Origin of the sequence: Brevibacterium sp. UMB1308A, assembly GCF_030230605.1 — a bacterium.
GTDB lineage: Bacteria > Actinomycetota > Actinomycetes > Actinomycetales > Brevibacteriaceae > Brevibacterium.
Window position 1 is genome coordinate 78,660 of sequence record NZ_JASPDO010000001.1, and the last position, 22,578, is coordinate 101,237.

At 57.1% G+C, this 22,578-nt stretch carries 23 protein-coding genes; 18 read left to right on the forward strand and 5 right to left on the reverse strand.

The window, feature by feature from the left end; genetic code table 11:
* Positions 1-2: 2 nt before the first annotated feature.
* Positions 3-728, reverse strand: a complete 726-nt coding sequence (locus tag QP868_RS00385) for a winged helix-turn-helix domain-containing protein (protein ID WP_284924527.1) — start codon at positions 726-728, stop codon at positions 3-5.
* A gap of 102 nt (positions 729-830) precedes the next feature.
* Here QP868_RS00385 and QP868_RS00390 point away from each other — a divergent pair, with 102 nt between their 5' ends.
* The 10 genes from QP868_RS00390 to QP868_RS00435 all read left to right on the forward strand — a co-directional run bounded on the left by QP868_RS00390 (position 831) and on the right by QP868_RS00435 (position 10,613).
* Positions 831-1,637: an ammonia permease gene (locus QP868_RS00390; RefSeq protein WP_284924528.1), complete on the forward strand. Its 807-nt coding sequence runs from the start codon at positions 831-833 to the stop codon at positions 1,635-1,637.
* Between the two features lie 181 nt (positions 1,638-1,818).
* Complete coding sequence (locus QP868_RS00395; protein ID WP_284924529.1) at positions 1,819-2,421, forward strand: heme-binding beta-barrel domain-containing protein; 603 nt, start codon at positions 1,819-1,821, stop codon at positions 2,419-2,421.
* 5 nt (positions 2,422-2,426) lie between these two features.
* Positions 2,427-3,143, forward strand: a complete 717-nt coding sequence (locus tag QP868_RS00400; protein ID WP_284924530.1) for a hypothetical protein — start codon at positions 2,427-2,429, stop codon at positions 3,141-3,143.
* 5 nt (positions 3,144-3,148) lie between these two features.
* A complete protein-coding gene (ygfZ, locus tag QP868_RS00405; protein ID WP_284924531.1) occupies positions 3,149-4,183 on the forward strand; it encodes a CAF17-like 4Fe-4S cluster assembly/insertion protein YgfZ in 1,035 nt (344 codons plus the stop codon).
* Positions 4,184-4,226: 43 nt separating this feature from the next.
* Complete coding sequence (gene gabT, locus QP868_RS00410; RefSeq protein WP_284924532.1) at positions 4,227-5,591, forward strand: 4-aminobutyrate--2-oxoglutarate transaminase; 1,365 nt, start codon at positions 4,227-4,229, stop codon at positions 5,589-5,591.
* 134 nt (positions 5,592-5,725) lie between these two features.
* A complete protein-coding gene (locus QP868_RS00415) occupies positions 5,726-6,202 on the forward strand; it encodes an ABC transporter ATP-binding protein (RefSeq protein ID WP_284924533.1) in 477 nt (158 codons plus the stop codon).
* Positions 6,203-6,556, forward strand: coding sequence for an ATP-binding cassette domain-containing protein (locus tag QP868_RS00420; protein ID WP_284924534.1), 354 nt, complete (start codon positions 6,203-6,205; stop codon positions 6,554-6,556).
* A 52-nt stretch (positions 6,557-6,608) separates the two neighbouring features.
* Entirely contained in the window at positions 6,609-7,583 is a 975-nt protein-coding gene (locus tag QP868_RS00425; protein ID WP_284924535.1) for an ABC transporter substrate-binding protein, read from the forward strand.
* Between the two features lie 28 nt (positions 7,584-7,611).
* The gene (locus QP868_RS00430; RefSeq protein ID WP_284924536.1) at positions 7,612-9,720 is read left to right on the forward strand and encodes an iron ABC transporter permease; all 2,109 of its coding nucleotides are present in this window, start codon (positions 7,612-7,614) and stop codon (positions 9,718-9,720) included.
* Positions 9,721-9,722: 2 nt separating this feature from the next.
* The gene (locus QP868_RS00435) at positions 9,723-10,613 is read left to right on the forward strand and encodes a siderophore-interacting protein (protein WP_284924537.1); all 891 of its coding nucleotides are present in this window, start codon (positions 9,723-9,725) and stop codon (positions 10,611-10,613) included.
* On the opposite strand, the gene QP868_RS00440 is transcribed toward QP868_RS00435, so the two are convergent.
* Together QP868_RS00440 and pepN are read right to left on the reverse strand one after the other, a co-directional pair.
* The gene (locus tag QP868_RS00440) at positions 10,610-11,602 is read right to left on the reverse strand and encodes a bile acid:sodium symporter family protein (RefSeq protein ID WP_284924538.1); all 993 of its coding nucleotides are present in this window, start codon (positions 11,600-11,602) and stop codon (positions 10,610-10,612) included. The genes QP868_RS00435 and QP868_RS00440 overlap by 4 nt on opposite strands.
* Positions 11,603-11,675: 73 nt before the next feature.
* Positions 11,676-14,282: an aminopeptidase N gene (pepN, locus tag QP868_RS00445; RefSeq protein WP_284924539.1), complete on the reverse strand. Its 2,607-nt coding sequence runs from the start codon at positions 14,280-14,282 to the stop codon at positions 11,676-11,678.
* Positions 14,283-14,373: 91 nt separating this feature from the next.
* On the opposite strand from pepN, the gene QP868_RS00450 reads away from it, so the two are divergent.
* From QP868_RS00450 to QP868_RS00470, 5 genes are read left to right on the forward strand one after another with little or no spacing between them, the layout of a single operon-like run.
* Positions 14,374-15,492, forward strand: a complete 1,119-nt coding sequence (locus QP868_RS00450) for an FUSC family protein (RefSeq protein ID WP_284924540.1) — start codon at positions 14,374-14,376, stop codon at positions 15,490-15,492.
* A gap of 18 nt (positions 15,493-15,510) precedes the next feature.
* Positions 15,511-15,825, forward strand: coding sequence for a DUF2516 family protein (locus QP868_RS00455; RefSeq protein ID WP_284924541.1), 315 nt, complete (start codon positions 15,511-15,513; stop codon positions 15,823-15,825).
* A gap of 24 nt (positions 15,826-15,849) precedes the next feature.
* The gene (locus QP868_RS00460) at positions 15,850-17,013 is read left to right on the forward strand and encodes a glycosyltransferase (protein WP_284924542.1); all 1,164 of its coding nucleotides are present in this window, start codon (positions 15,850-15,852) and stop codon (positions 17,011-17,013) included.
* A gap of 10 nt (positions 17,014-17,023) precedes the next feature.
* Positions 17,024-17,536 carry a type III secretion system chaperone family protein gene (locus QP868_RS00465; RefSeq protein WP_284924543.1) on the forward strand — a complete coding sequence of 171 codons (513 nt, stop codon included), beginning with the start codon at positions 17,024-17,026 and terminating at the stop codon, positions 17,534-17,536.
* A gap of 23 nt (positions 17,537-17,559) precedes the next feature.
* Entirely contained in the window at positions 17,560-18,303 is a 744-nt protein-coding gene (locus QP868_RS00470; RefSeq protein ID WP_284924544.1) for a phosphoglyceromutase, read from the forward strand.
* A gap of 98 nt (positions 18,304-18,401) precedes the next feature.
* On the opposite strand, the gene phoU is transcribed toward QP868_RS00470, so the two are convergent.
* Positions 18,402-19,067: a phosphate signaling complex protein PhoU gene (gene phoU / locus QP868_RS00475; RefSeq protein WP_284924545.1), complete on the reverse strand. Its 666-nt coding sequence runs from the start codon at positions 19,065-19,067 to the stop codon at positions 18,402-18,404.
* 167 nt (positions 19,068-19,234) lie between these two features.
* Here phoU and QP868_RS00480 point away from each other — a divergent pair, with 167 nt between their 5' ends.
* Complete coding sequence (locus tag QP868_RS00480; RefSeq protein WP_284924546.1) at positions 19,235-20,467, forward strand: sensor histidine kinase; 1,233 nt, start codon at positions 19,235-19,237, stop codon at positions 20,465-20,467.
* Positions 20,464-21,144 (forward strand): response regulator transcription factor, encoded by a 681-nt coding sequence (locus tag QP868_RS00485; protein ID WP_284924547.1) that lies wholly within the window; start codon positions 20,464-20,466, stop codon positions 21,142-21,144. The genes QP868_RS00480 and QP868_RS00485 overlap by 4 nt, the downstream gene beginning before the upstream one ends.
* Positions 21,145-21,239: 95 nt before the next feature.
* On the opposite strand, the gene QP868_RS00490 is transcribed toward QP868_RS00485, so the two are convergent.
* Positions 21,240-21,821 carry a hypothetical protein gene (locus tag QP868_RS00490; RefSeq protein WP_284924548.1) on the reverse strand — a complete coding sequence of 194 codons (582 nt, stop codon included), beginning with the start codon at positions 21,819-21,821 and terminating at the stop codon, positions 21,240-21,242.
* A 233-nt stretch (positions 21,822-22,054) separates the two neighbouring features.
* On the opposite strand from QP868_RS00490, the gene QP868_RS00495 reads away from it, so the two are divergent.
* Complete coding sequence (locus QP868_RS00495) at positions 22,055-22,537, forward strand: CarD family transcriptional regulator (RefSeq protein WP_102239043.1); 483 nt, start codon at positions 22,055-22,057, stop codon at positions 22,535-22,537.
* Positions 22,538-22,578 lie beyond the last annotated feature (41 nt).

Sequence of the window (22,578 nt, forward strand, 5' to 3'; positions counted from 1 at the left end):
CCTCAGTCGACTTCTGGCCGTTGAGCTGTTGGCTCGTCTGAGCTAAACATATAGCCCACGTTTCTTACTGTACTAATTGTGTGTGCGAACTCTGGTCCGAGCTTGGCTCGTAACCTCCGCACGTGCACGTCGACGGTGCGGGTCCCACCCAAGTACGCGTCGCCCCACACGTGTGTGACCAATTGAGCGCGCGTAAAGGCGCGGTTGGGGTGGGTGACCAGGTGGTAGAGCAGTTCGAACTCTCGGTAAGTGAGGTTGATGTTCCGGCCGCCCACGGTCACGGTGAAGCTTTCGTGGTTGACCGTCAGTCTCCCGTACCGCGTGATGGGTTCCGTCGCCGAGGTGGCCGCCACCGGGTCTGTTTCGTCGAGTGCGGAGGGTGTGGCTGCCCGCGCGTGAGCCAAGCGGAGGCGGGCCTCGATTTCAGCGGGTTGCGCGTTCGTGCTCACGATGTCGGTCACGTTCCACGATTCTTGGGCAGCGGTAAAACCGCCATCGGTAAGCACAACAATCGTGGGGCCGTTAAAACCCACATTTTCTAAGCGGGTGGAAATAATGGGAGCGATCTGCAGTTCGGTAGTCGCGTCGACGACAGCAATGTCGAAGGAGCTGGGGTCGATTGCGATGAGGTCAGACATTGAGGGTGTAACCGTCGTGATGGTGTGCGGTAGTACGTGCAGGGCCGGAAGGGCCGTGCTGTCTGAGGCCGCAATCACGAGGATTCGCACTTTTCCCCTTTGCTCGTGTGGATAGTGAAAAGTATATGTGTGCACAGCGGTTGTGATTTGCCGGTTGCCATTCGCGCGCCTGGTCATGGCAACATGGGGCGTATGGAACGGTGGATCAGCGTGCTTGTTGCTCTGGGACTGGGCGTGACCTTAGCGGTGACGTCGTCCTTGGGTTACGGTCCTATCGCTTTTGCCTCCGGCCTGTTGGTTTTTGCTTTTGCATTCGGGTGGCCCAGGCTCACGGACTCGCCTCAACCGTGGGTCACAAGTTTCACGCTGGGCGGCTTTGGTTTCGCTGGCATGTTGGCGACGTGGTTGGCGGTCGCGCCCCCGTATTTGGAGTGGCTGCCGGTTCTAGCTGGGCTTGGTTTGCTGTGGTCGTTTGTTCAGCATTTGGCCCGGGGGATTGAGGCATCGCACGCTGTTGCGAACGTCTCAGCGCAGGTGGCCGGGATTGTGATCACGCTGTCGGCGTGTACATGGATTGCGAGTTTGCGTCTGCCGGGGAACCATTCGGCGATTTACATTGGGCTCGCCGCGATCTTCTTCGCCCAGTGCGCAACCGCGTTGCCGTGGCCAGCCCGCTACACCTCGCCCTTGGCAGTGGTCGCTGGGGTTGTGGGAGCTGGAATCGCGCACGTGTTTCACCCTCTGCCTACCGTGAGTCTTGTTGTCGCCTTGGTGTTCGGAATGGTGCTGGGTGGGATTGTGGCCGCAACTGACCGGATTTTAGGGTTGATTGCGCGCGCTCGCTTCCAAGCGACCTCGCTCAATGAAGCCCGAGGTGTCACAAAGGCACGCACGTGGGGCGTCCAGTTGGCGCTGGGAGCGGCTCCGATTGCGCTTTCTGGGGTTGCGGTTTATGCCTTGCACCGCTTGCCCGCGTGGGCGTTCATTTGGTTCGGGTGAGAACCAGTATCTGGAGGGGCTGAGAGTCGCCAGATGCAAAGCGGTACACTATAACCATGGATAACTTTGTCGTTCTTGAAACTGTCTTCACTGTTCTGGTCGCACTGGCCGGGCTTGGCACTTTGGGCATTGCCGCTAAGGTCATCGCGAACCTGTTCAAGTCGCGTCGTTAAGCCTCTGTATGCCAGTCGAAATTCCAACTGATCTCAAACCCGAACTTGTGCCACTCGCGTGGCTCATCGGTTCGTGGGAAGGAGTGGGCGTCGTCGGTTATGGCGACACCCCAGACACGCAGTTCGGGCAACGTATCGACTTTGTTGCCCCCACCTCGGCGCCGTACTTGCTGTACACAGCCCAGTCATGGCTTCTGGGCGAGGACGGAAAGATCGCTGACACCCTCAGCGTAGAAACCGGAATCTGGCAGCTGGTACGTGAACGGGACAACGCCGATGTGGGTCCGGGGCTCATCCCTCCCAGTGAAGAGTCAAAGTACACCAGCGCAGAAGCTGTTGACACGTTGCGCAACAGCGACGGCGACTTTGATCTTGAGGTTTCGCTTGTCCACCCACACGGTCTGACCGAACTGTATGCGGGGCGCATCAACGGGCCACGTATCGATCTGTCCACTGACGTGGTTGCACGTACCCGCACGTCCAAGGACTACAAGGCTTCTACCCGCATGTACGGTCTGGTAGAAGGCGACCTGTTGTGGGCGTGGGACATGGCGGCGAACGGGCACGAACTCGCTTCGCACGCATCTGCACGGTTGAAAAAAGTCACCTGAACCGCGTGACAGCCCAGACCAAGGTCTACCAACCTCAAAAGAAATCAGGCCCCCAGAAAAAATCGGGCCTGCGAGGTTTCGCGTTTGTTATTGTCGTCATTCTGTTGGCGATCATCGCGTTCGTCGTCTTACTCACGGCCCGCGTCAACGCCGTCACACGCCATGCCGACGCCGCCTCGGAAGCGGGCAACGCGTTCCTTGAATCACTGTCCAACGACCCACAGAATGCACAGGGACACTTAGACAAAGCGCGCGACGAACTGGGGCAGGCACAATCCAATCTGCACAGTATCCCGCTTGCGCAGATGTACTCGATCCCGTGGGTGAAGCGCAATGTGGACGCCTCCGACACGCTCATCACGCACATGGAAAACGTGCTCAACGAGGCCGGTCCGGTGATGATTTCGCTGTCCGGGGTGGTGGACTTCAACTCCGGTTCGCTCAAAAGCAACCCGGACCTGTCTAGTTTGAATCCGTCGATGTGGGACGACGCGCAGGACGCCGCAAAAGTGATCAAGGAAGCACGGGAAGCTATCCACGGTATTGACACGGCGGGACTGTTGCCGGATGTGCATAACGCAGTCAAAGACGCGCGCGAAATGTTGGATGAGGTGTACCGAAAAATTGCACCTCTCGAATCAGTCGCAGAAGATGTCAAGAAATACCTGCCGCCTGGAATTGCCAAGCGACTGGAAGAACTCGGCAATCTACTTGGAGGATAGGCTCAATGAGTGCGGTATACGGCACCGGCTACCGATCGTCTGAAATTGCACACCTGGGTTCACCGTTACGTGAACAGCGCGCGCTCGCTGACGGCAAAGCGGTTGCGGATCTCTCATCCATGTCGATCCTGACGCTCACTGGCCCGGACTCTTTGACATGGCTCAATTCGCTGACCACCCAGAAACTCGATGCGGCACAGCCAGGAACTTCCACGGAAACGCTGGTTCTTTCGCCCACCGGTCACATTGAACACTGGGCGTACGTGTATGTGGCAGATGACTGCGTGTGGTTGCTCGTAGACGGCGACGGCAAACCGCTACGGGAGTTTCTCGAATCCATGAAATTCATGATGCGGGTCGACATTCGCGACGTCAGCGACGAATACACGGTTGTGGGTTCAAACGGTCCAGTGGAAAACCTTGAACCAGTTGTCCAATGGGTTGACCCGTGGCCCAATATCACCCCTGGTGGTGCCAGCTACGCAGCGGTTGAGGACCACCCAGGTAGTGCGTTCGACTTCCGCCTCAACGTGTGCCGTGACCGTGAAGGCCTCAACGTTGTGGGGCGTGACGCGTGGGAGGCTCTGCGCATCGAAGCGTGGCGTCCGGCAATGGCCGACTGCGACCACAAGACTCTTGTGGGCGAAATTGATGTCCTGCGCACCGGCGTCCACCTGGCCAAAGGCTGCTACCGGGGGCAAGAAGCCGTGGCCCGCGTGCACAACCTGGGCCAAGTGCCGCGGCGCATAGTCTTCTTGTACCTGGACGGTTCGGACCACGCTGTCGTGTCCCCAGGGGACCCCATCCTGGGGCCCGCCCGAGGTGCCGAACGGCAAGTGGGGACCGTCACCTCGGCCGCGATCCACTACGAACTGGGTCCCATTGCGCTGGGACTGGTCAAACGGACGGTCGATCCGGAAGCAGAACTGGCCGTTTTGACCGACGATGGGAACACGCGCGTGAGCGCCACACAGGAACTCATCGTGGGCACCCAGAAGGAAACAGTTACGGTTCAGAGAAATCCTCAGCTCAGGCGATAAATTTTCCTCAACATGTGGTGTGTTCGTGCGTTATCTTTGACGTATGACTTCATTGGAAAAGGGCGGCCCATCGTTGCCGCAAGAACGCAAGATTGTCACCGAAATTCCTGGGCCAAAATCAAAGGAGATTGAAGCCAGGCGCAACAAGGCCGTTGCGCAGGGTGTCGCTTCTGGTTACCCCGCATACATCGTCGCTGCGGGTGGCGGAATCCTCAAGGACATCGACGGCAACCAGATCATCGACCTGGCTGCAGGAATCGCGGTTACCAACGTAGGTAACGCGAACGAAAACGTTGTCAAGCGTGTGACCGAACAGGTGGAAGCTTTCACCCACACATGCTTCATGGTCAACCCATACGAAAACTATGTTGAACTTGCTGAAAAGCTCAACCAGCTGACCCCAGGGTCCTTCGACAAGCGCACGGTACTTCTTAACTCGGGTGCTGAAGCAGTTGAAAATGCGGTCAAGATCGCTCGCACCTACACCAAGCGCAACGCCGTGGTTGTGTTTGACCACGCGTACCACGGCCGCACCAACCTGACTATGGCTATGACCGCCAAGGTTGCGCCGTACAAACACGGCTTTGGGCCGTTTGCTGGCGAGGTATACCGCGCGCCCATGTCGTACCCGTTCCGCGACAACGACGCCGCTGGCACCAAGCTCTCAGGTGAAGACGCTGCAAAGCGTGTCATCACCATGATCGAAAAGCAGGTGGGGGCCGACCAGGTTGCCGCGATCGTGATCGAACCCATTCAGGGTGAAGGTGGTTTCATCGTTCCTGCAGAAGGTTTCTTGCCAACCTTGGTGGACTACGCGCGTGAAAATGGCATTGTTTTTGTTGCAGATGAAGTGCAGGCAGGCTTTGGTCGTACCGGAAAGATGTTCGCATCTGAATGGGAAGGCATTGAGCCTGACCTGGTCACCACCGCAAAGGGTATTGCCGGTGGTCTGCCTCTGTCCGCAGTCACCGGGCGTGCAGAAATCATGGACGCTGTAGGTGCCGGTGGACTGGGTGGAACCTATGGAGGTAACCCATCCGCTGTTGCGGCCGCTCTGGGTGCGATCGAATCATACGAAAACGAAGGTCTGCTGGAACGCGCCAGCGCGCTTGGCGACATCATGCGCTCCCGTATGGAAGCGCTCCAGTCCAAGTTCCCAGAAGTTGCCGACGTCCGTGGACGCGGTGCGATGCAGGCGTGCGAACTGGTGCAGCGTGACTCGATCGAGCCTAACCCTGACCTGGCTAAAGCAGTTGCAAAGCACTGCGCAGACAACGCGGTTCTGGTTTTGGTGACCGGTACGTTCGGAAACGTTCTGCGCTTCCTGCCACCACTGACCATGTCAGATGAACTGCTCAACGAAGCATTCGATGTTCTCGAAGAAGCGTTTGAAAAAGCGCTGAGCTAAGCGTTTTCTGAAACGAGCGAAGGCCCTGCGGTAGTGATACCGCAGGGCCTTCGTTGCGTCTAGCACAGAATCACGGTTATTAACAACATAAGGTCATATTGTAATTAGGTTAGGTATGCCTTAATCTGTCTGTTGTGTTGAAGACGCTGAACAAAACGAGAGCATCTGGGCTTACGGCGGTAGGTATATGCGCTGGCTACTCGAACGACATGGTCGTCCATGGCGTCGATTTGCGTTTGAATGCCGGTGAAGTAACTGCGCTCGTAGGGCCTAACGGGTCGGGGAAGTCAACTCTGTTGCGGACCCTCTCGGGCCTCCTGCCAGCGAGTTCTGGACACGTACGCTTTGATGACGGCGCAACAGTAGGCGGTTTGTCACGTAAGCAATTAGCGCGACGGTTGACAATGCTCACGCAGATGCGAGCGACTCCACATGGTATGCGTGTCCGTTCTGCTGTAGCGTTGGGCCGCCACCCGTTCACTGGGTTGTGGGGCAAAGGAGATGCAGTAGGCGCCCAAAAGATTCAAGAAGCTATGAGGCTCGCGGACGTTGAAGACCTTGCAGACACACCGCTCGAACAGCTTTCAGGCGGGCAGTTACAACGTGTGTGATTGGCCAGCTGTTTGGCCCAAGATACCGAAGTTCTTCTGCTTGACGAGCCTACTAACCACCTTGACCTGAAGTATCAAGTTGAACTGCTTGAACTTCTCTTCGATCTAGCGCATAAGCACGGTGTGTGCGTGGGCGTAGTTCTGCACGACCTCAACCACGCAGCAGCGATCGCTGACACGGTCGCAGTGCTGTCAAAGGGCCACGTTGTTGGTATTGGAGCGCCGCATGACGTGTTGCGCTCTGATCTCCTCAGCGACGTGTACGGGACGGAGATCACGTGTGAACACGACAGTGACGGAGTTCGGGTGACTACTCGAAGCCCCCGGATTCGCGCTTCTCGCAGTACGGATTAATCTCATCGACGCCTGAGTACTAAGTGGCGTCACCTCAAACGAAAGGAACCCTATGGGTCTACGTAAAATGCTCGCGATCGCGGTGGTCGGTCTTCTCTCGCTTAGTGGTTGTGGCACAAAATATGAAGCGCAAGATACGAAGGCTGATAAAGGCGGTTCCTCAGTCTCGATTACAGACAGCCGCGGAAAGACCGTAACTCTTGACGGTCCTGCCGAAAAGGTTGTGACCTTGGAATGGTCGGTCACCGAATATGCTGTGGCGCTTGGTGTCAATCCGGTTGGTGTCGCCGACCCCAAGGGGTATGCCGAATGGGACACAGCTGTTCCACTGCAAAATGACCCCAAGGACGTGGGCATCCGAACTGAGCCGAGCGTTGACGCTATTGCCGCGTTAGAACCTGATCTCATTCTGGCTGACAAATCTTCAATTCCCGATAAGCAGATGGCGACCATTGAAAAGATCGCGCCGGTCGCCGTATTTAACAGTGCAACTACCGACGGACTCATCGACCTTCTCAAAGAGAACCAGAAGAAAGTCGGGACGCTTACTGGAAAAGACGCTGAAGCAAAGAAGCTTGCTGAGGACTACGATGCCACCGTTGAGGAGTGTAAGCGCAAAATCGCTGATGCCAACAAAGAAGGTACCCCCGTCGTCTACACATACCCCACACAAACTGCTAACACGATTGACTTCCGCATGCATGGTCCTGGATCTGGTCCGGGCGTTGTAGCCAAAGACGTGGGATTGTCCAACGCGTGGAGTGACAATGGTGACAAGGACTACGGCATTAGCAATAGCGATGTGGAAGGGTTGACGTCTCTGACTGAGGACGCCCATGTGTTCTACTACGCGGAAAAAGGGGGAGAGGACCCGATCGCGGCGTTGAACTCCAATGGCATCTGGAAAGGCCTTGGAATCGTTAAAAACAATCGAGTTCACAAGATTTCTGACAGCGTATGGCTATACGGCGGCACCAAGTCGCTCGAACAAATGGCCAAGCTCTACGTTGACACAGTGACTGGTTGATTCTTCCAACCATTACGTCGCAAAACCCATGACACATTCACTCAAAGCAACTCGCACGCGTAACGATGTGCCTACCGACTCGCACGAGGCTAGACGCTGGACACGCACACTTCCGTCCTTTGCGCCCCTGCTCGTTGCGGTATTGAGCCTGGTGCTGGTTCTGTCGGTGATACACCTTACGCAGGGGACATCAAACGTCACTCCCGGCGCTGTCCTTCAGTGGGCAACGGGGCGCGGATCAGACTTTGACACAACTGTCATTTTGAATTCTCGACTCCCGAGGTTGCTTGCAGGCATCGTAGTGGGAGTTGCCCTGGGTGGAGCTGGTGCGCTTATGCAGTTACTCACCCGAAATGCTTTGGCATCACCTGACACTCTCGCGGTCAATGCTGGAGCGTACTTGTCTTTGACCGTGGTCGCCGTTAGCGGCGTGACGCTGTCATTTGTTTCAGGAACAGCAGTCGCGTTCATAGGTGGGCTCATCGCCGCAGGCGTAGTAGTCGCGCTTTCGCGAGGATCTTCGCCCGTTCGTTTGGTACTGGCAGGCAGCGTGATAGCAATGGGCTTGTCGGCGCTCACGACGGTGTTCCTGTTGTTCTATTCGTTCGAGACGCAGAGCCTGGTGGCGTGGGGTTCAGGATCGCTGGGACAAATTGGTATGGGAGGTGTCCTTCAGCTTGCCGTAGTCGTTGGTGCGGTGCTTGTTGCGGTCTTTATGACAGGCCACAAACTCGACGTGATGCATCTAGGCGATGATGCGGCGTCGAGCCTAGGTATCAACGTTGTAGTTTGGCGAACAACCTTCGTTGTCCTGTCAGTACTCCTTGCGGCAAGCGCTGTTACAGTGGCCGGGCCGATTGCCTTTGTTGGGCTGTGTGCTCCCGCGCTCACACGTATTGCTGCGCGCTGGGTCGCGGAGCTGAGCCACGCTCGCAGTATGTTCCTCATGTCCATGATTGTTGGTGTCATCCTGGTGGTTGGCTCCGACGTGATACTCAGAGCGGTGATCCCCGGAAGCGACTCTGTATCGATTCCCACTGGCATTGTGACATCGATTATTGGGGCGATTTTCCTCATCGTGTTGGCGCAAGGAGTCAAGTCTGGATTTGATTCCGACTCCCTGGTGACAATGAAGAACGGCACAAAGCTGGGGTTCGATCGACCGCGTGTCATTATCGGCGCTTCTGCCATTGTGTTAGCCCTGTGTGTGGGTGGTGCGATCCTCGTAGGCGACACCGTTCTGTTCACCGGCGACGTGGTGAACTACCTCAACAACATCGCCCCTCCACAGGTGGAGATCGTGTTGGAATCACGCATTCCACGGGTTTTCGTCGCATGTCTCGCCGGTGCATGCCTTGCTCTTGCGGGTGTCGTTTTGCAGGGGACGACACGAAATCCGCTTGCCGATCCGGGCGTTTTGGGCGTTTCCGGTGGAGCAGGTTTGGGTGCTGTATTCGCACTGACAGTGCTCCACAAGAGCGACTTTGCGACCTTATTAGTCTGGGCGGGGCTGAGTGCGCTGGTGGTGGGGTTACTGCTTTTCGGTTTAGCGGGCCGAGGTGGTTTCGACCAGGCGCGCATGGTTGTTACAGGTATTGGAATCGCTACAGCGACCCAGGCGCTCACCACCTGTCTGATCGTCGTCTCCGATCCGTGGAACCGCACAATGGCGATGACATGGTTGTCCGGATCCACGTCAGGGGTCACTCTGGCGCAGGTCCTGCCTATGGTGGTGTGCCTGGTGCTAGGAAGCGCGGCGTGTATGTATGTGGTTCGCGATCTAGATGTTATTCAGATCGACGACAGTACTCCTCGAATCCTGGGGGTAAACGTCGTTCGGCACCGTGTCATTCTTGTACTCATTGCGCTGATACTCGTCACCGTGACCACCGTAACGATCGGAGTGATCGCTTTTGTTGGTCTGGTGGCTCCACATGTTGCCCGTCTCATTGTGGGCGCTCGCCATGCTGTTCTGCTGCCTCTTGCATCGCTGACTGGCGCTGTTCTCGTTGTGTGTGCCGATGCCCTGGGGCGAACAATTGTGGCTCCCGGTCAGATTCCTGCAGGTCTGGCCACAGCGATCATCGGTTGCCCGTACTTCTTGTGGCTACTTGTTCGAATGCGAAAGGAATCCTAGTTATGCCTCAGTCTTATACGCCGTTTCTCGTTCATCTGTCCGCTCGTACTCAGGTGTCAGAGAATCTTGTACGGCTGACATTCACAGGCCCCAAACTCGACCAGTTCGGAACAACGTGCCTGGACCAACGCATCAAGCTTGTTTTGGGTTCGCGTGAGTGCGTTGAGGAGCTGGTGGAACGCGATGATTGGCTCGCCTGGGCACGTTCGCTACCCGAAGACGTGCGGCCTCGCTTGCGCACGTACACCGTCAAAGCAGTACGTCCGATGTCCAAAGAGCTTGACGTTGACTTCGTGGTTCACGGAACTGAGGGGCCCGCGAGTGCATTCGCAGTGGAAGCTCCTATAGGAACGCACATTGCAATTGTGGGGCCTGTCGAAGGCGCCCCTGGTTCTTCTTCAGAGGGGGTTGCATGGGCGCCTGGCAGTGCGTCACAGGTACTCATCGCCGGAGATGAAACTGCGGTTCCCGCTATTAGCAACATCGTTGAAAGCCTAGACCCTGAGATGCGTGGAGCGGTTTTCCTGGAAGTGCCTTCGTCTGGAGACATTCAGGGCTTCACCGCGCCGCATGGTGTCACCGTGAGCTGGCTACCGCGGGAGTCGCACACCGGTACGACGCGTGGTGATTTGCTCTACCGCGCCGTTCAAGAATGGTGTGACCAAAACGGTATCGCATCTTCCGAAAAACAGGTTGATCCTGACGACTCATATGACAGCTCCGTACTTTTGTGGGACGAAGCTAGGCGCGGTAACACGGACGCGTTATATACGTGGGTTGCTGCCGACGCCGACACCGTTGCGCGACTCCGTCACGAGATGCGTAAGAAGCGGGGGCTACCCAAAGACAGCTCCTCGTTTATGGGGTATTGGCGAATGGGTGTGAGCCTCTAGGCCTCAGGCGCCGTTTCTGCTGTTTTCTTTTCACATGGAGCGTTGTCTATTGGCTGGCGGGCGAAGATCGCTGCCAGGATCGCACCAGACACGTTGTGCCATACGCTAAACACTGCGCCGGGCAGAGCGGCCAAAGGCGAGATGTAGGTCGTAGCCAAGGTCGCCGCCAACCCGGAGTTCTGGAGCCCCACCTCAAACGTGAGCGCTCGACGCTGAGCCGCGGACAGGCCAACCGCCAGACCAGTCGCGAAACCTAGCGCCAAACCGATCGAATTGTGCAATACGACAGCCAGCAAGACGGTCGCGCCCGCAGACACCAGTTTGTCCGCAGAACCGCCCACAACGATCGCCACAATGAGCGCAATCGTCAAGGCCGAAAGCCACGGCAGAACAGGGCTGATTTTCTGGATGAACTTGTCCGCAAAAATACGAATAACAACACCTGCAATGACTGGAACCAGCACGGTTTTCACGATCGACATCATCATCGTCGAAAAACTCACGTCCATGTACTGACCAGCAAACATGAGCGTAAGAGCTGGAGTGGCCAACGGTGCAATCAGAGTAGACAGAGTGGTCACCGACACCGAAAGTGCAACGTCACCACGAGCCAAATACGTGACCACATTTGAGGCCGTTCCACCCGGAGCACACCCCACCAAGATGACACCCGCAGCAAGCTCAGGAGGCAAGCCCAAAAGAACCGCAACAAGCCATCCAGCCAAAGGCATGAACAAGTACTGAGCCACAACACCCACAATCGCAATCCACGGTTTCTTCGCGATCTGCGTGAAGTCCGGCACGGTGAGCGTCAGGCCCATAAAGAACATGACCCCACCCAGGAGCCAGGTGACGGAAGGAGCCATGGGCGTGACGACCTCGGGCATCAAAAACCCGAAGACGCCAGCCGCAACAACCATGGCCGGAAAAATCGTGACAGCAACGCGGGCACTACGCTGCTCTTGAGGATTCATGCTTGAGGTGCTCATGACAGCTTAGTTAAGCGTAGTGTCGCGTATGTCACAGAAGCGTCCGCACTGTGGGCGCTCTGAGTTCAAAATGTCACAGAGACGCTTGGGCTCTCTGCACTCGGACTGCGCGGTGCGTGTCATCGCCTAATTCGGTCACGAGCCGGCGCAAAGCCGCAGGAGCAGTGCCGTGCTCGCGCAGCCACGCGTCAGTCCGCTGGGCAACATACTCACGGCGGGTCGACCACGACGGGTACAGTCCCAACACCAAACGTTTCGCGATCTCGTTTGACCGGGTAGTCCAGAACGATTCGAGCTGCGCAAAGTATGCGTCCACAAACGGCTCAAGAATCGGGGTGGCAACAGGCGCCGTAAACCCAGCGATCGTCGCGGATAGCGAATTGTTTGACAGCGATGTATCGGTAGTGACTGCTTCAAACGCCCGCATCTTAGCTACCGGAAGCGACCGGGCCGCACGCGCCGTCCGAGCCTGCATGACTCCCGAATCCGTGCGGTCGCGGGACTCCTGGGCGGCAATATCTTCTTCATCAGCCCAGCCCAGAACAACCAGCGAAATGAGCGCCTTCCACTTCAGCGCGTTGTCTACCTTGAGACCGTATCCCTCAAACGTGGGCCCGGACGCCAGAATACGCGAGGCGAAATCGCGGGCCGCAACGACCTCGGGACCGGGAACCACAACAGTTGCCGAATGTGCGACAAAAATGAGCACGATTTCTGCCAAATTGAGCTGCGTGTCAGAGCCAGGCTCAGCGGTTTCAAACGCGTCCAGCGCCGAACCTAAGATCGTGCCCAGCGTCTCTTCGACATCCGTGGTCCACAACTTGATCGCCGTGAGCGCCTGCATGCGCAGACCCGCGTTGATGCCAGCGTGCCGTTCACGACCCAGCGAACGAGCGTACGCGTCAACGAAGGAACTTACACTCAACGAACCGTCGCGCATTGCGTTCGTCAGGGCAGACCACACGACCGCCCGGTCCAGGGAATCCTGGAGCTTAGTCACACTGAGCAAAGCGTGCGACGTTGAGGTCTCATCCAGGCGCATTTTGGCAAAGTCGTCGTCGCCGTGGCCCGGCAGAAGGAGGTCCGGCCGCTGGGTGCCCACCAGCTGGGGAAGAGGGGCCGAGGCGGCATCAAAGTCGATCTTCCACGTTCCGGTTGGGTGCATGGCGCTGCGTTGGCGGTTGAATCCGGCCAGCGTAAACGTGTGGGGCCGATCCACATGGGGCCCGGTGTTGTTCTGTGACACGGTGGCCGCGGTGATGATTCCCGCGTCATCGGTTTCAACGTCGACACTGATTTCGCTCACGCCCGTGGTGGTGAGCCATGCGTCGGCCCAGGCGCGCACGTCACGGCCCTCAGTGCGTGCTTCGAGAGCGTCGAGGAAGTCCACCAGAGTGGTGTTGCCAAACGCGTGCTTGGCGAAGTAGTCCCGGGACCCGGCCATGAACGCGTCCAGTCCCACAAACGCGACCAGTTGCTTGAGGACGGAGGCTCCCTTGGCGTAGGTGATCCCGTCGAAGTTCAAACGAGCGGCTTCGACGTCAGGGATGTCGGCCACGATGGGGTGGGTGGTGGGGTACTGGTCTTGGCGGTACGCCCAGTCTTTGCGGCGCAGAGCGAACGTCACCCAACCGTCGGTGAACTCGGTTGCCGTGGTCAGGGCGAGCGACGCCATGTAGTCGGCGAACGACTCCTTCAACCACAGGTCGTCCCACCACTTCATGGTGACCAGGTCGCCGAACCACATGTGCGCCATTTCGTGCAGGATCACGTTTGCGCGCGATTCGTACTCAGTGCGCGTGACGGCATCACGGTAGATGAACGAGTCGACGAACGTTACCAGCCCCGGGTTCTCCATGGCACCCAAGTTGTATTCGGGAACAAAAATCTGGTCGTACTTGCCCCATGGGTACGGGAATTCGAAGTTGTCGTGGTAGAAGTCCAGGCCCTGTTTGGTGACCGTGAAGATGTTGTCGGCGTCCATGCTTTCGGCCAGGGAAGCGCGGACGTACACGCTCATTGGGATGGTGAGGTCGCCTCGGGTGTAGGTGTCGTGCGCGCCCACGTAGTGCCCTGCGCACACGCATGTGATGTATGTGGACATGCGTTCCGTGGTGGCAAATTCGTGGGTGACCGCCGAGGTCGTGGCAGCTTCCGAGGTGGAAGTCTGGGACTCCGTGGGGGCGGTGTTGTTGAGGACGAGGAAATCGTGAGGAGCGGTTACTGAGAACGTGAACGTCGCTTTGAGGTCAGGCTGGTCGAAGTTCGCGAACACTCGCCGTGCGTCAGTGGGCTCGTACTGCGTGTATAGGTAAATCTTGTCGTCAGCCGGGTCCACGAACCGGTGCATACCTTCACCACTGGTGGAGTAGACGGCTTGCCCTGTGACAGTGAGGGTGTTGGAGCCTGCTGTGGCAGGGAAGATGACGCGTGCTCCGTCGAAGTGGTCTGCCGGGTCCAGCGACTGCCCGTTGATGGTGATATCGCTGACGGAGTCTGCGATGAAGTCGATGAATGTTTCTGCTTCGTGGTGCGCATCAAAAACGACTGTCGACGTTGATGTGAACGTTTTTTGCGCAAGGTCCGGTGCCGAGGTGATATCGAGGTGCACCGTATAACTGTGGGTCGTAAGAAGTTCCGAACGCGTGGCGGCTTCACTTCGTTTGAGATTTGTGGTCATATGTCCTCCGTTATCAGCTTTCCTCACCTTGTCATATTTTTCCTAGCGTGTGTTGAGGGCTCGATTAAACTTGAGTGAGGAAGGGGTGAAAATGACGCAGGCCAGTAAGAAGAAACCCCTTTATAGGCGTCTCAGCAGTGCTCTTGGAGTGCGCGTCCGGTTGGGTGGGCGTCGCGCAATTGAGAATTCCAGCCAGATCCTGCAGGTGGTGATTGGCGCCACCAGTGGCTACGCGTTCTGTCACTACGTTCTTGGCCACCCTGCACCGTTCCTCGCCGCGGTTGCTGCTGTTATTGGGACCGGTGTTACGGCTGATAAGCGTTTGCGCCGGTCAATTGAGATCGGTTTGGGGGCCACCCTGGGCGTTCTCGTGGGCGAAATCCTGGTTCACGTGTTCGGCATTGGGATCTGGCAGATCGCGGTCGTCATTTTCGCGGGCTTGGTTGTGGGGAACATCCTGAACTCCGGTGCCCTGTTCGTGAACCAAATTGCGATCCAAGCGGTGTATGTGGTGGCCGTCCCCATGTCGATTGCCACGAAACCGTTCGACCGCACGATTGACGCGATTGTAGGGGCCGTGATCGCGATCCTCATGGCGCTGATCGTGCCATCAGATGCGCGAAAACGGCCGCGTAACCGGGCGGCGAATCTTCTGTACGAAATTTCGGTTCTGCTTAAAGGGACAGCAAAAGCCCTGCGCACAGCCGACACCGATTTAGCTGAACGAGTTCTTGAACGGGCACGCGAAAGCCAAGAGTTCGTCGACTCGTGGCGGTCATCGATCAGCGTGTCCCAAGAAGCGACCCGAATCAACGCACGTTCACGCAGGTACGCTGCTGAAGTCACCCGTTTGGCCAGAGCATGCGAATACGCGGACCGTGCGATGCGTCTGGTACGGGTGATTGCCCGCCGAGTGGTCGCGATGGCCGCGACCGGTGTTGAACGGCCAGGGGTAGCACATCCCATTGAACAGTTGGGTGAAGGCGCTGCCATGTTGCGGATTGCTCTGCGACGCGGGACATCGCGCGTGCCTGCTGAAATGTTCCTCGCCCAGGTCGCCCGCACGTTGAGTCCAAAAGCTGACTTTGTGACCGACCGGCACGATGAGACTCTCGTTTTGTTGTTGCGTCCTCTTTCGAACGATCTCATGTCTGCAGCAGGTATGACCGAAGACGCGGCCAATGATGTACTGCCCGAGCTCGACGAGTAAAAGGGTAAACTGGCAAGCATGCTTGAGGCATTCGGCAATCTTCAGTCGTTCATTTTTATGCTCCTGAACGTCGCAGCGTTCGTTTTTCAGCTGTTCGCGTTCATTGACTCTTTGCGGTACTCCCAAGAGGTCTACGACGCTGCCGGTAAGCGCTCCCGCGTGTTCTGGTCAGCAATTCTGGGGGTTGCGTCAGCCTTGGCTTTTGTTGCTCTGCCACCCATGCACTTTCGCGTCCCCTTTGTCACTCTTTTGGGGATCGTGGCCGCCGGTGTGTACTTTGCCGATGTCCGTAAAGCTCTACGTGCAGTGGACCCTCGATACCGAGGACGCTGACACCCGGCCAGATACACTTCAAGCGTGCGCGTTGCTATCCTCTCTCTTCACACGTCCCCACTTGCTCAGCCCGGCCAGGGTGATGCAGGGGGTCTCAACGTCTACGTGACGAACACCGCCCGAGTCTTAAACGACCTCGGCCACCAGGTGACAATCTTCACCGCCGACCCCGCATGGGCCGGACCAGACAGCGTCACGCAGGACAACATTGAGGTGCGTCACTTGCGCGTGAATGCAACAGGTAAGGACGATCTTCCGCAATACATGGATGAGCTGGCGTCACGACTGGTGCATATCCCGGAGTACCGCGACGCTGACGTTGTGTGGGCTCACTACTGGATTTCAGTAAAAACGGCTCTGATCAGCAATGATAATGACAGTTTGCGTAGGCCGGTCGTGGTGAGCTTTCACACGATAGGGGCTGTGAAAGACCGTGACACAGGGACGTCCCTTGAACCTGTTGAGCGTTTGGAAGCTGAAAAACAGATCGCTCGTGATGCGCACCTGCTGGTGGCAAACACGCCGCTTGAAGCTGTTGCTATGCGTGAACTGTTGGACCCGCGTGCGCGCGTTGTCGTGGCGCAGCCTGGGGTGAACCACCGGATTTTCACGCAGGGCGACGCCAGCGACCCCGGGGCGGGGGAGCCGGCTACCCCCTACACCTTGGTGTGTGTGGGCCGCATGCAGTACATCAAAGGCACTGACGTCATGATGCGCGCGCTCGCCGAGTTGCGGAGGGCCGGCATGAATGTGCGCGTGGAGTTCCTGGGCGGCGGCTCCGGGGGACCAGACACCCAAGACTTTGAGCACCTCGCCACCCAGCTGGGCGTGGCTGAATGTGTCGACATCACCCCACCGGTCCCACCGCATGAACTCGTCGAGTGGTACCGCCGGGCTGATCTGGTGATCGTGCCGTCGCGTTCGGAGTCGTTTGGATTCGTAGCGGCCGAGGCGGCAGCCAGTGGGGCGTGCGTGGTGGCCTCCCGGGTGGGCGGGTTACCTAGTGTGGTGATCGACGGGGAAACCGGAGCCCTCTGCGAACCTGGCGATCACGTTGGGTTGGCACACACAATCACTGAACTGCTCAAGGACCCGGCTCAACGCAAACGCATGGGCCACGCAGGGGTTGCACACGCTCAGAACTTTACGTGGGATACGTGCGTGCGTAACGTGTTAAACCAGCTGTGAGAGGAGACCAATGACAGCCCTAGACATACTTCACACGTGGGCCACAAACAGTGACGTTGAGATCGACGTGGTGAACGACCACCACTCTGTTGTGGTCCTGCCGGGCGAAAAGAAACTCAAAACAGCGGTGTCGGTCAAAGAAAGCCACCACAGCCTCGACTGCCAAGCCTTCATCATTCGCCGCCCCGACGAAAACCACCTCACCTTCGCCACGTACCTCCTGCGGAAGAACCTGGAACTGTCCATGACAGCGTTCGCCGTCGACCACCTCGGCGACGTCTACCTGCGCGCAGCCATTCCCCGCGAAGCGGTCACCGAAGACCTCATTGACCGGCTCATGGGGGAGTTTCTCACTGTCGCAGACTCCTCTTTTAACGAGCTGCTGGTCCGCGGGTTCATCACGTCCATGAAGAAGGAGTGGGAATGGCGGGTATCACGTGGCGAATCCACCCGCAACCTCGAAGCGTTTAGGAAAATCCTGGATCCAGACTCTCAGAAGAGCGACACCCACATGTCAGAATGACGTCTGCATGACAGAATAGAAGCATGACGTACAATCTTGTGCTCCTGCGCCACGGCCAGAGCGAATGGAACCAGAAAAACCTCTTCACCGGATGGGTCGACGTCCCTCTCACCGAACAAGGACGCACTGAAGCGGCACGGGCGGGAGAACTGCTCACAGAAGCCGGTCTTCTCCCAGACGTCCTCCACACCTCGCGCCTGCGCAGGGCGATCGTCACCGCTAACCTCGCACTCAACGCGGCTGACCGCCACTGGATTGACGTGAAGCGTTCATGGCGCCTCAACGAACGCCATTACGGCGCGCTGCAGGGCAAGAACAAAAAAGAAATCCGCGACGAATACGGCGAAGAACAGTTCATGACGTGGCGTCGTTCCTTTGACACGCCACCACCTGAGCTAGATGACGCCAGCGAATGGTCGCAGGCAGGCGACGCCCGTTACGCCAACCTAGGTGACTCGATTCCACGCACCGAATGCCTCAAAGACGTGATCGCGCGTCTGTTGCCGTACTGGTATGACTCCGTAATCCCTGACCTGCGTGACGGCAAGACTGTTCTGATCACAGCGCACGGCAACTCGCTGCGCGCGCTGGTGAAGCACCTCGACGGAATCAGCGACGAAGACATTGCCGGGTTGAACATTCCAACAGGAATCCCACTGCACTACGAACTGGACGAACACTTCGCGCCAGTCAAGCGCGGCGGCACATACCTTGACCCGGAAGCTGCACAGGAAGCGGCTGCAGCGGTCGCGAACCAAGGGAAGTAAACCGAAAGCAAGCCGAAAACAACGATGGCCCGCCAGTTTCATCATGGCGGGCCATCGTTGTTTTCAGTGCACGTTTTCAGTGCAGCTACGGAGTGTTGTTACTCCGCTGAAGTAGCGTCAGAGTCCAGGTTTCCAGACAGCATGTAGTCAACGCGCTGAGCAACGTTGACAGCCTGGTCACCGAAGCGCTCGTAGTAGCGGGCCAGCAGAGTCACGTCAGCGATCTGGCTGGGGGTGATCTGGTCGGCGCTCAGTGAAGCGATCACGGTGAATACTTCCAGGTGCAGTGTGTCAAGCTCTTCGTCCAAGGCTGAAATCATTGGAACGGCTGCAAGACCTGGTGTTGAAAGAAGCTCGACCATTCCTTCACCAATGCGCTCAGCAACCGATCCCATGCGGGTGAAAATGCGTTCAAAAGCTTCTGGAACAGCGTGTTCTGGGTAGCGGATGCGAACCAGCGCGGAAATGTGGCGAGCCAGGTCACCCATGCGTTCAAGCGCGACGCTCATCTTCAGGGCTGCAACAACAATGCGGAGGTCGGCGGCAACAGGTGCCTGGAGTGCCAGAATCTCGACTGCGCGACGGTCGATCTCGACCTGGTTTGCGTTGACCTGCGCGTCGTCAGTGATGACCTGTTCAGCGAGCTGGAGGTCATTGGTAGTAAGGGCCTTGTTGGACTGTTTGATAGCTTCAACAGCCAGGTTTCCGAGGTCAACTAGACCATCAGCAAGTGCTTCAAGTTCTTTGGTAAAGACTTCGCGCATTGCGGTCCTTTCAGAGTAAGTCGCGGGCATGCCAGAGGGCATGGACTGTTTTACGTTCCCACCTGTCAGTAAACGACCACTGACACCGAGGTGAATTCATGCTGACAAGTGTGCACAATTTCGGTGCCGGTGCGATACCAAGGTAAACGTACTACTAGGCTAACAACGTGGACGTGTTGATTATTTCCCTTTTGACCGGTGTTGTGGGTCTGGGGCTAGGTATTTCCGGGATTTTGGCGTTCCGCCTGTCGGAAAAAAGCCGCAATAGTGCTGATCTTCACTCCGATGAAGAGCTTCCTGAAGGTATTGCAGAAGTACTTGCGGTTCTGCCTTCTGCGGCCATCGTTGTTGACGCTGGTGACGATGTTGTCAAGGCGTCTCCTGCCGCGTACACGTATGGTCTTGTGCGCGGTCACTCCTTGTCTTCGCCTGAGCTTCTCGAAGTCGTTGTTCGAGTGCGTGCTCGCGGGCTGATCGAAGAAGTGAACTTCAAGAAGGAGCGTGGGGGCGATCGCGCTTTTGTGCGTCATCTTCACGCGAGAGTGGCACCGTTGGGGTCTGCGTATGTTTTAGTGCTGGCAGATGACCAGACTGAAGCTAAGCGGGTTCACGAGGTGCGCCGTGATTTCGTTGCGAATGTGTCCCACGAATTGAAAACTCCCGTGGGTGCCTTGTCGTTGCTGGCTGAGGCGGTTACGGACTGTGCGGATGACCCCGAGGCGGTTGCCCGATTTGGGGGTCGCATTCAGAAGGAGTCCAAGCGGCTCACTCAGTTGGTTCAGGAAATCATTGACCTTTCACGCGTCCAAGATCACGAAGCCCCAGGTGCTACCGAAGACGTGAGTATTGCCAAGGTGATCGAGGAGGCTGTTGACCGGGCAAAGACTCGCGCTGAAGCCAAAAACATTTCGATTGACATGGTCCCAATTGGCGACTGGACTGTTTTGGGAAGCCACGACTTGCTAGTCAACGCTGTGCGCAACCTCATCGACAACGCCATTAGCTACTCCAACGACGGCACGAAAGTGGGTGTGGGGGCAAAAGAAGACGGTGGAAATGTCACGATATCGGTGACCGACCAGGGGATAGGGCTGTCAACCGAAGACACTCAGCGTGTTTTTGAGCGTTTCTATCGGGTGGACCCGGCGCGTTCACGTATGACCGGTGGAACAGGGCTGGGCTTGAGCATTGTGAAGCACATCGTGGCTACGCACGGCGGTGAAGTTCGCGTATGGTCGAAATTGGATCAAGGTTCCACGTTTACTATTGTTTTACCTCTTGCTCACCCTGAGGTCGATTTATCTCAGGCACAGCAGGAAGGGATCTTGCTGAGCGACTCCAGCGGTCAGCCGTTGACGGTCGCTCAGGCACAAACGGAGACACAGAAGGAGAAGTCGTGACGCGGATTCTGCTCGTCGAAGACGAAGAGTCAATTTCGGACCCACTTGCGTACCTGTTGGGTAAAGAGGGTTATGACGTGACAGTCGCCGCGGACGGTCTGCAGGCTCTTGCGGAGTTTGATTCTCACGGTGCTGATCTGGTTCTTCTGGATCTCATGTTGCCTGGGGCCTCCGGGACCGAGGTGTGCCGCCTGTTGCGCGCTAAGTCCAAGGTTCCGATCATCATGTTGACGGCAAAGGACTCAGAGATCGACAAGGTTGTGGGTCTGGAGCTCGGGGCAGATGACTATGTGACTAAGCCGTACTCGTCACGTGAGTTGCTTGCTCGTATTCGGGCTGTCATGCGTCGCAATACTGAGTCTTCCGATATTGACGACGGCGTTCTTGAAGCTGGGGGAGTGCGGATTGACGTTGAGCGTCACGTGGCAAGTGTTCGTGGTAAGGAACTTGCGTTGCCACTCAAAGAATTTGAGCTCCTTGAAATGCTGGTACGGAACGCTGGGCGTGTGATGACGCGTGGTCAGCTTATTGACCGTATCTGGGGCCAAGACTACGTGGGTGACACCAAGACTTTGGATGTTCACGTCAAGCGTCTGCGCGCCAAGATCGAAGAGACACCCTCTGAGCCTAAGCTTCTGGTGACAGTGCGTGGCTTGGGGTATAAGTTCGAGGCATAAAACACTGGTGGCCTAGGTGAGGCAATTATTGCCTCGGCCTAGGCCATCTGTAGTGTAAGTCTTTTATACTCCGTTGGAGCGGAACTTACTGTCGCTTACTGCCCTTCGGTTTCTTCAGGTGAAGGGGTTGCTTCGTCTTCGGTAGCGTCCTCAGTAGGTGCTTCACTTGCGCTTTCGGTAGGTGCACCGGTTGAGCTTCCCTTAGGCTGTGCGTCTTCGTAGTACCAGTGGTCTGCGTTGAGCAACTGTGCACGCACGGTCTTGTCCATGTCGTTTGCGGTCACTTCAACGTCGACCTGTTCGCCAACCTGTGCGTTGAGGCCTTTGACGAGAGCTTCTTCACCGTCGAAGTCGGGCGACTGTGGGTTCTGAACGATCTTCTCGCCTTTCGCGAGCTTGATCTGCTTCTGGTAGTCGCCAACCTTGAGCGTGACCGTTGCTGGGCCCTGGGAGTTGTTAACGATTGTGTAGAACAGCTGGGCTTCCGTGTTGTCCTCGTTGGCAATCAGCAGAATGCCACGGAAGTCGACTCCGCCAAGGGACGCCCATGCGCCGTCTCCGCCGTGGTAAACGTAATTGTGAGTCTGCTGGTTCGACAACAGAGCCGCGCAACCGCTGACAGGGACAATAAGGGCAATCGCTGCGACTGCGACAGCTGCGCGGGTTAGCCGTTTCACGTTCACATACTCCTCAAAGTGGTACGCAACAAAATCTTAAGGAACACCGTGTATGTTACCTGCTTTTCTTCGCGCGTAGAAACTGTGGTCCTACTTTTGAACCGCTGCAGGGCTCAGTTGCCTGCGAAGCACATATCACAGGAGTGGGTCTTTGTCGCGTATTTCGGACGCTGCTTCACGGTTGTGTTGCGGAGCATGCTAGACTGGGAGTCCGCGAAAGGGGAAAAAATAAGATGAGTTTTCAGGTCGGCGACACTGTTGTTTATCCGCACCACGGAGCGGCGACAATCCAAGAAATTAAAACTCGCACGATCAAGGGCGAAGACAAACTTTACTTGAAACTGCAGGTCTCACACGGCGACCTAACGATTGAAGTCCCCGCTGAAAATTGTGACCTTGTGGGTGTCCGCGATGTTGTGGGCGAAGAAGGTTTGGAAAAGGTTTTCCAGGTTTTGCGCGCTGAAGTGACAGAAGAGCCAACCAACTGGTCGCGTCGCTACAAGGCGAACCTGGAGAAGTTCCAGTCCGGTGACGTAATCAAGGTTGCCGAGGTCGTACGCGACCTGTGGCGTCGGGAACAGGACCGAGGTCTTTCCACCGGTGAGAAGCGCATGCTGGCAAAGGCACGCCAGGTGCTTGTTTCAGAACTTGCTTTGGCAGAAGAAAAAGAAGAAACCGAAGCAGAGGCAATGCTGGAGAAGGTTCTCGCTTCATAGTTTTGAAGAAGCAAGTGGGGGTGACTGATGTCGCCCCCATT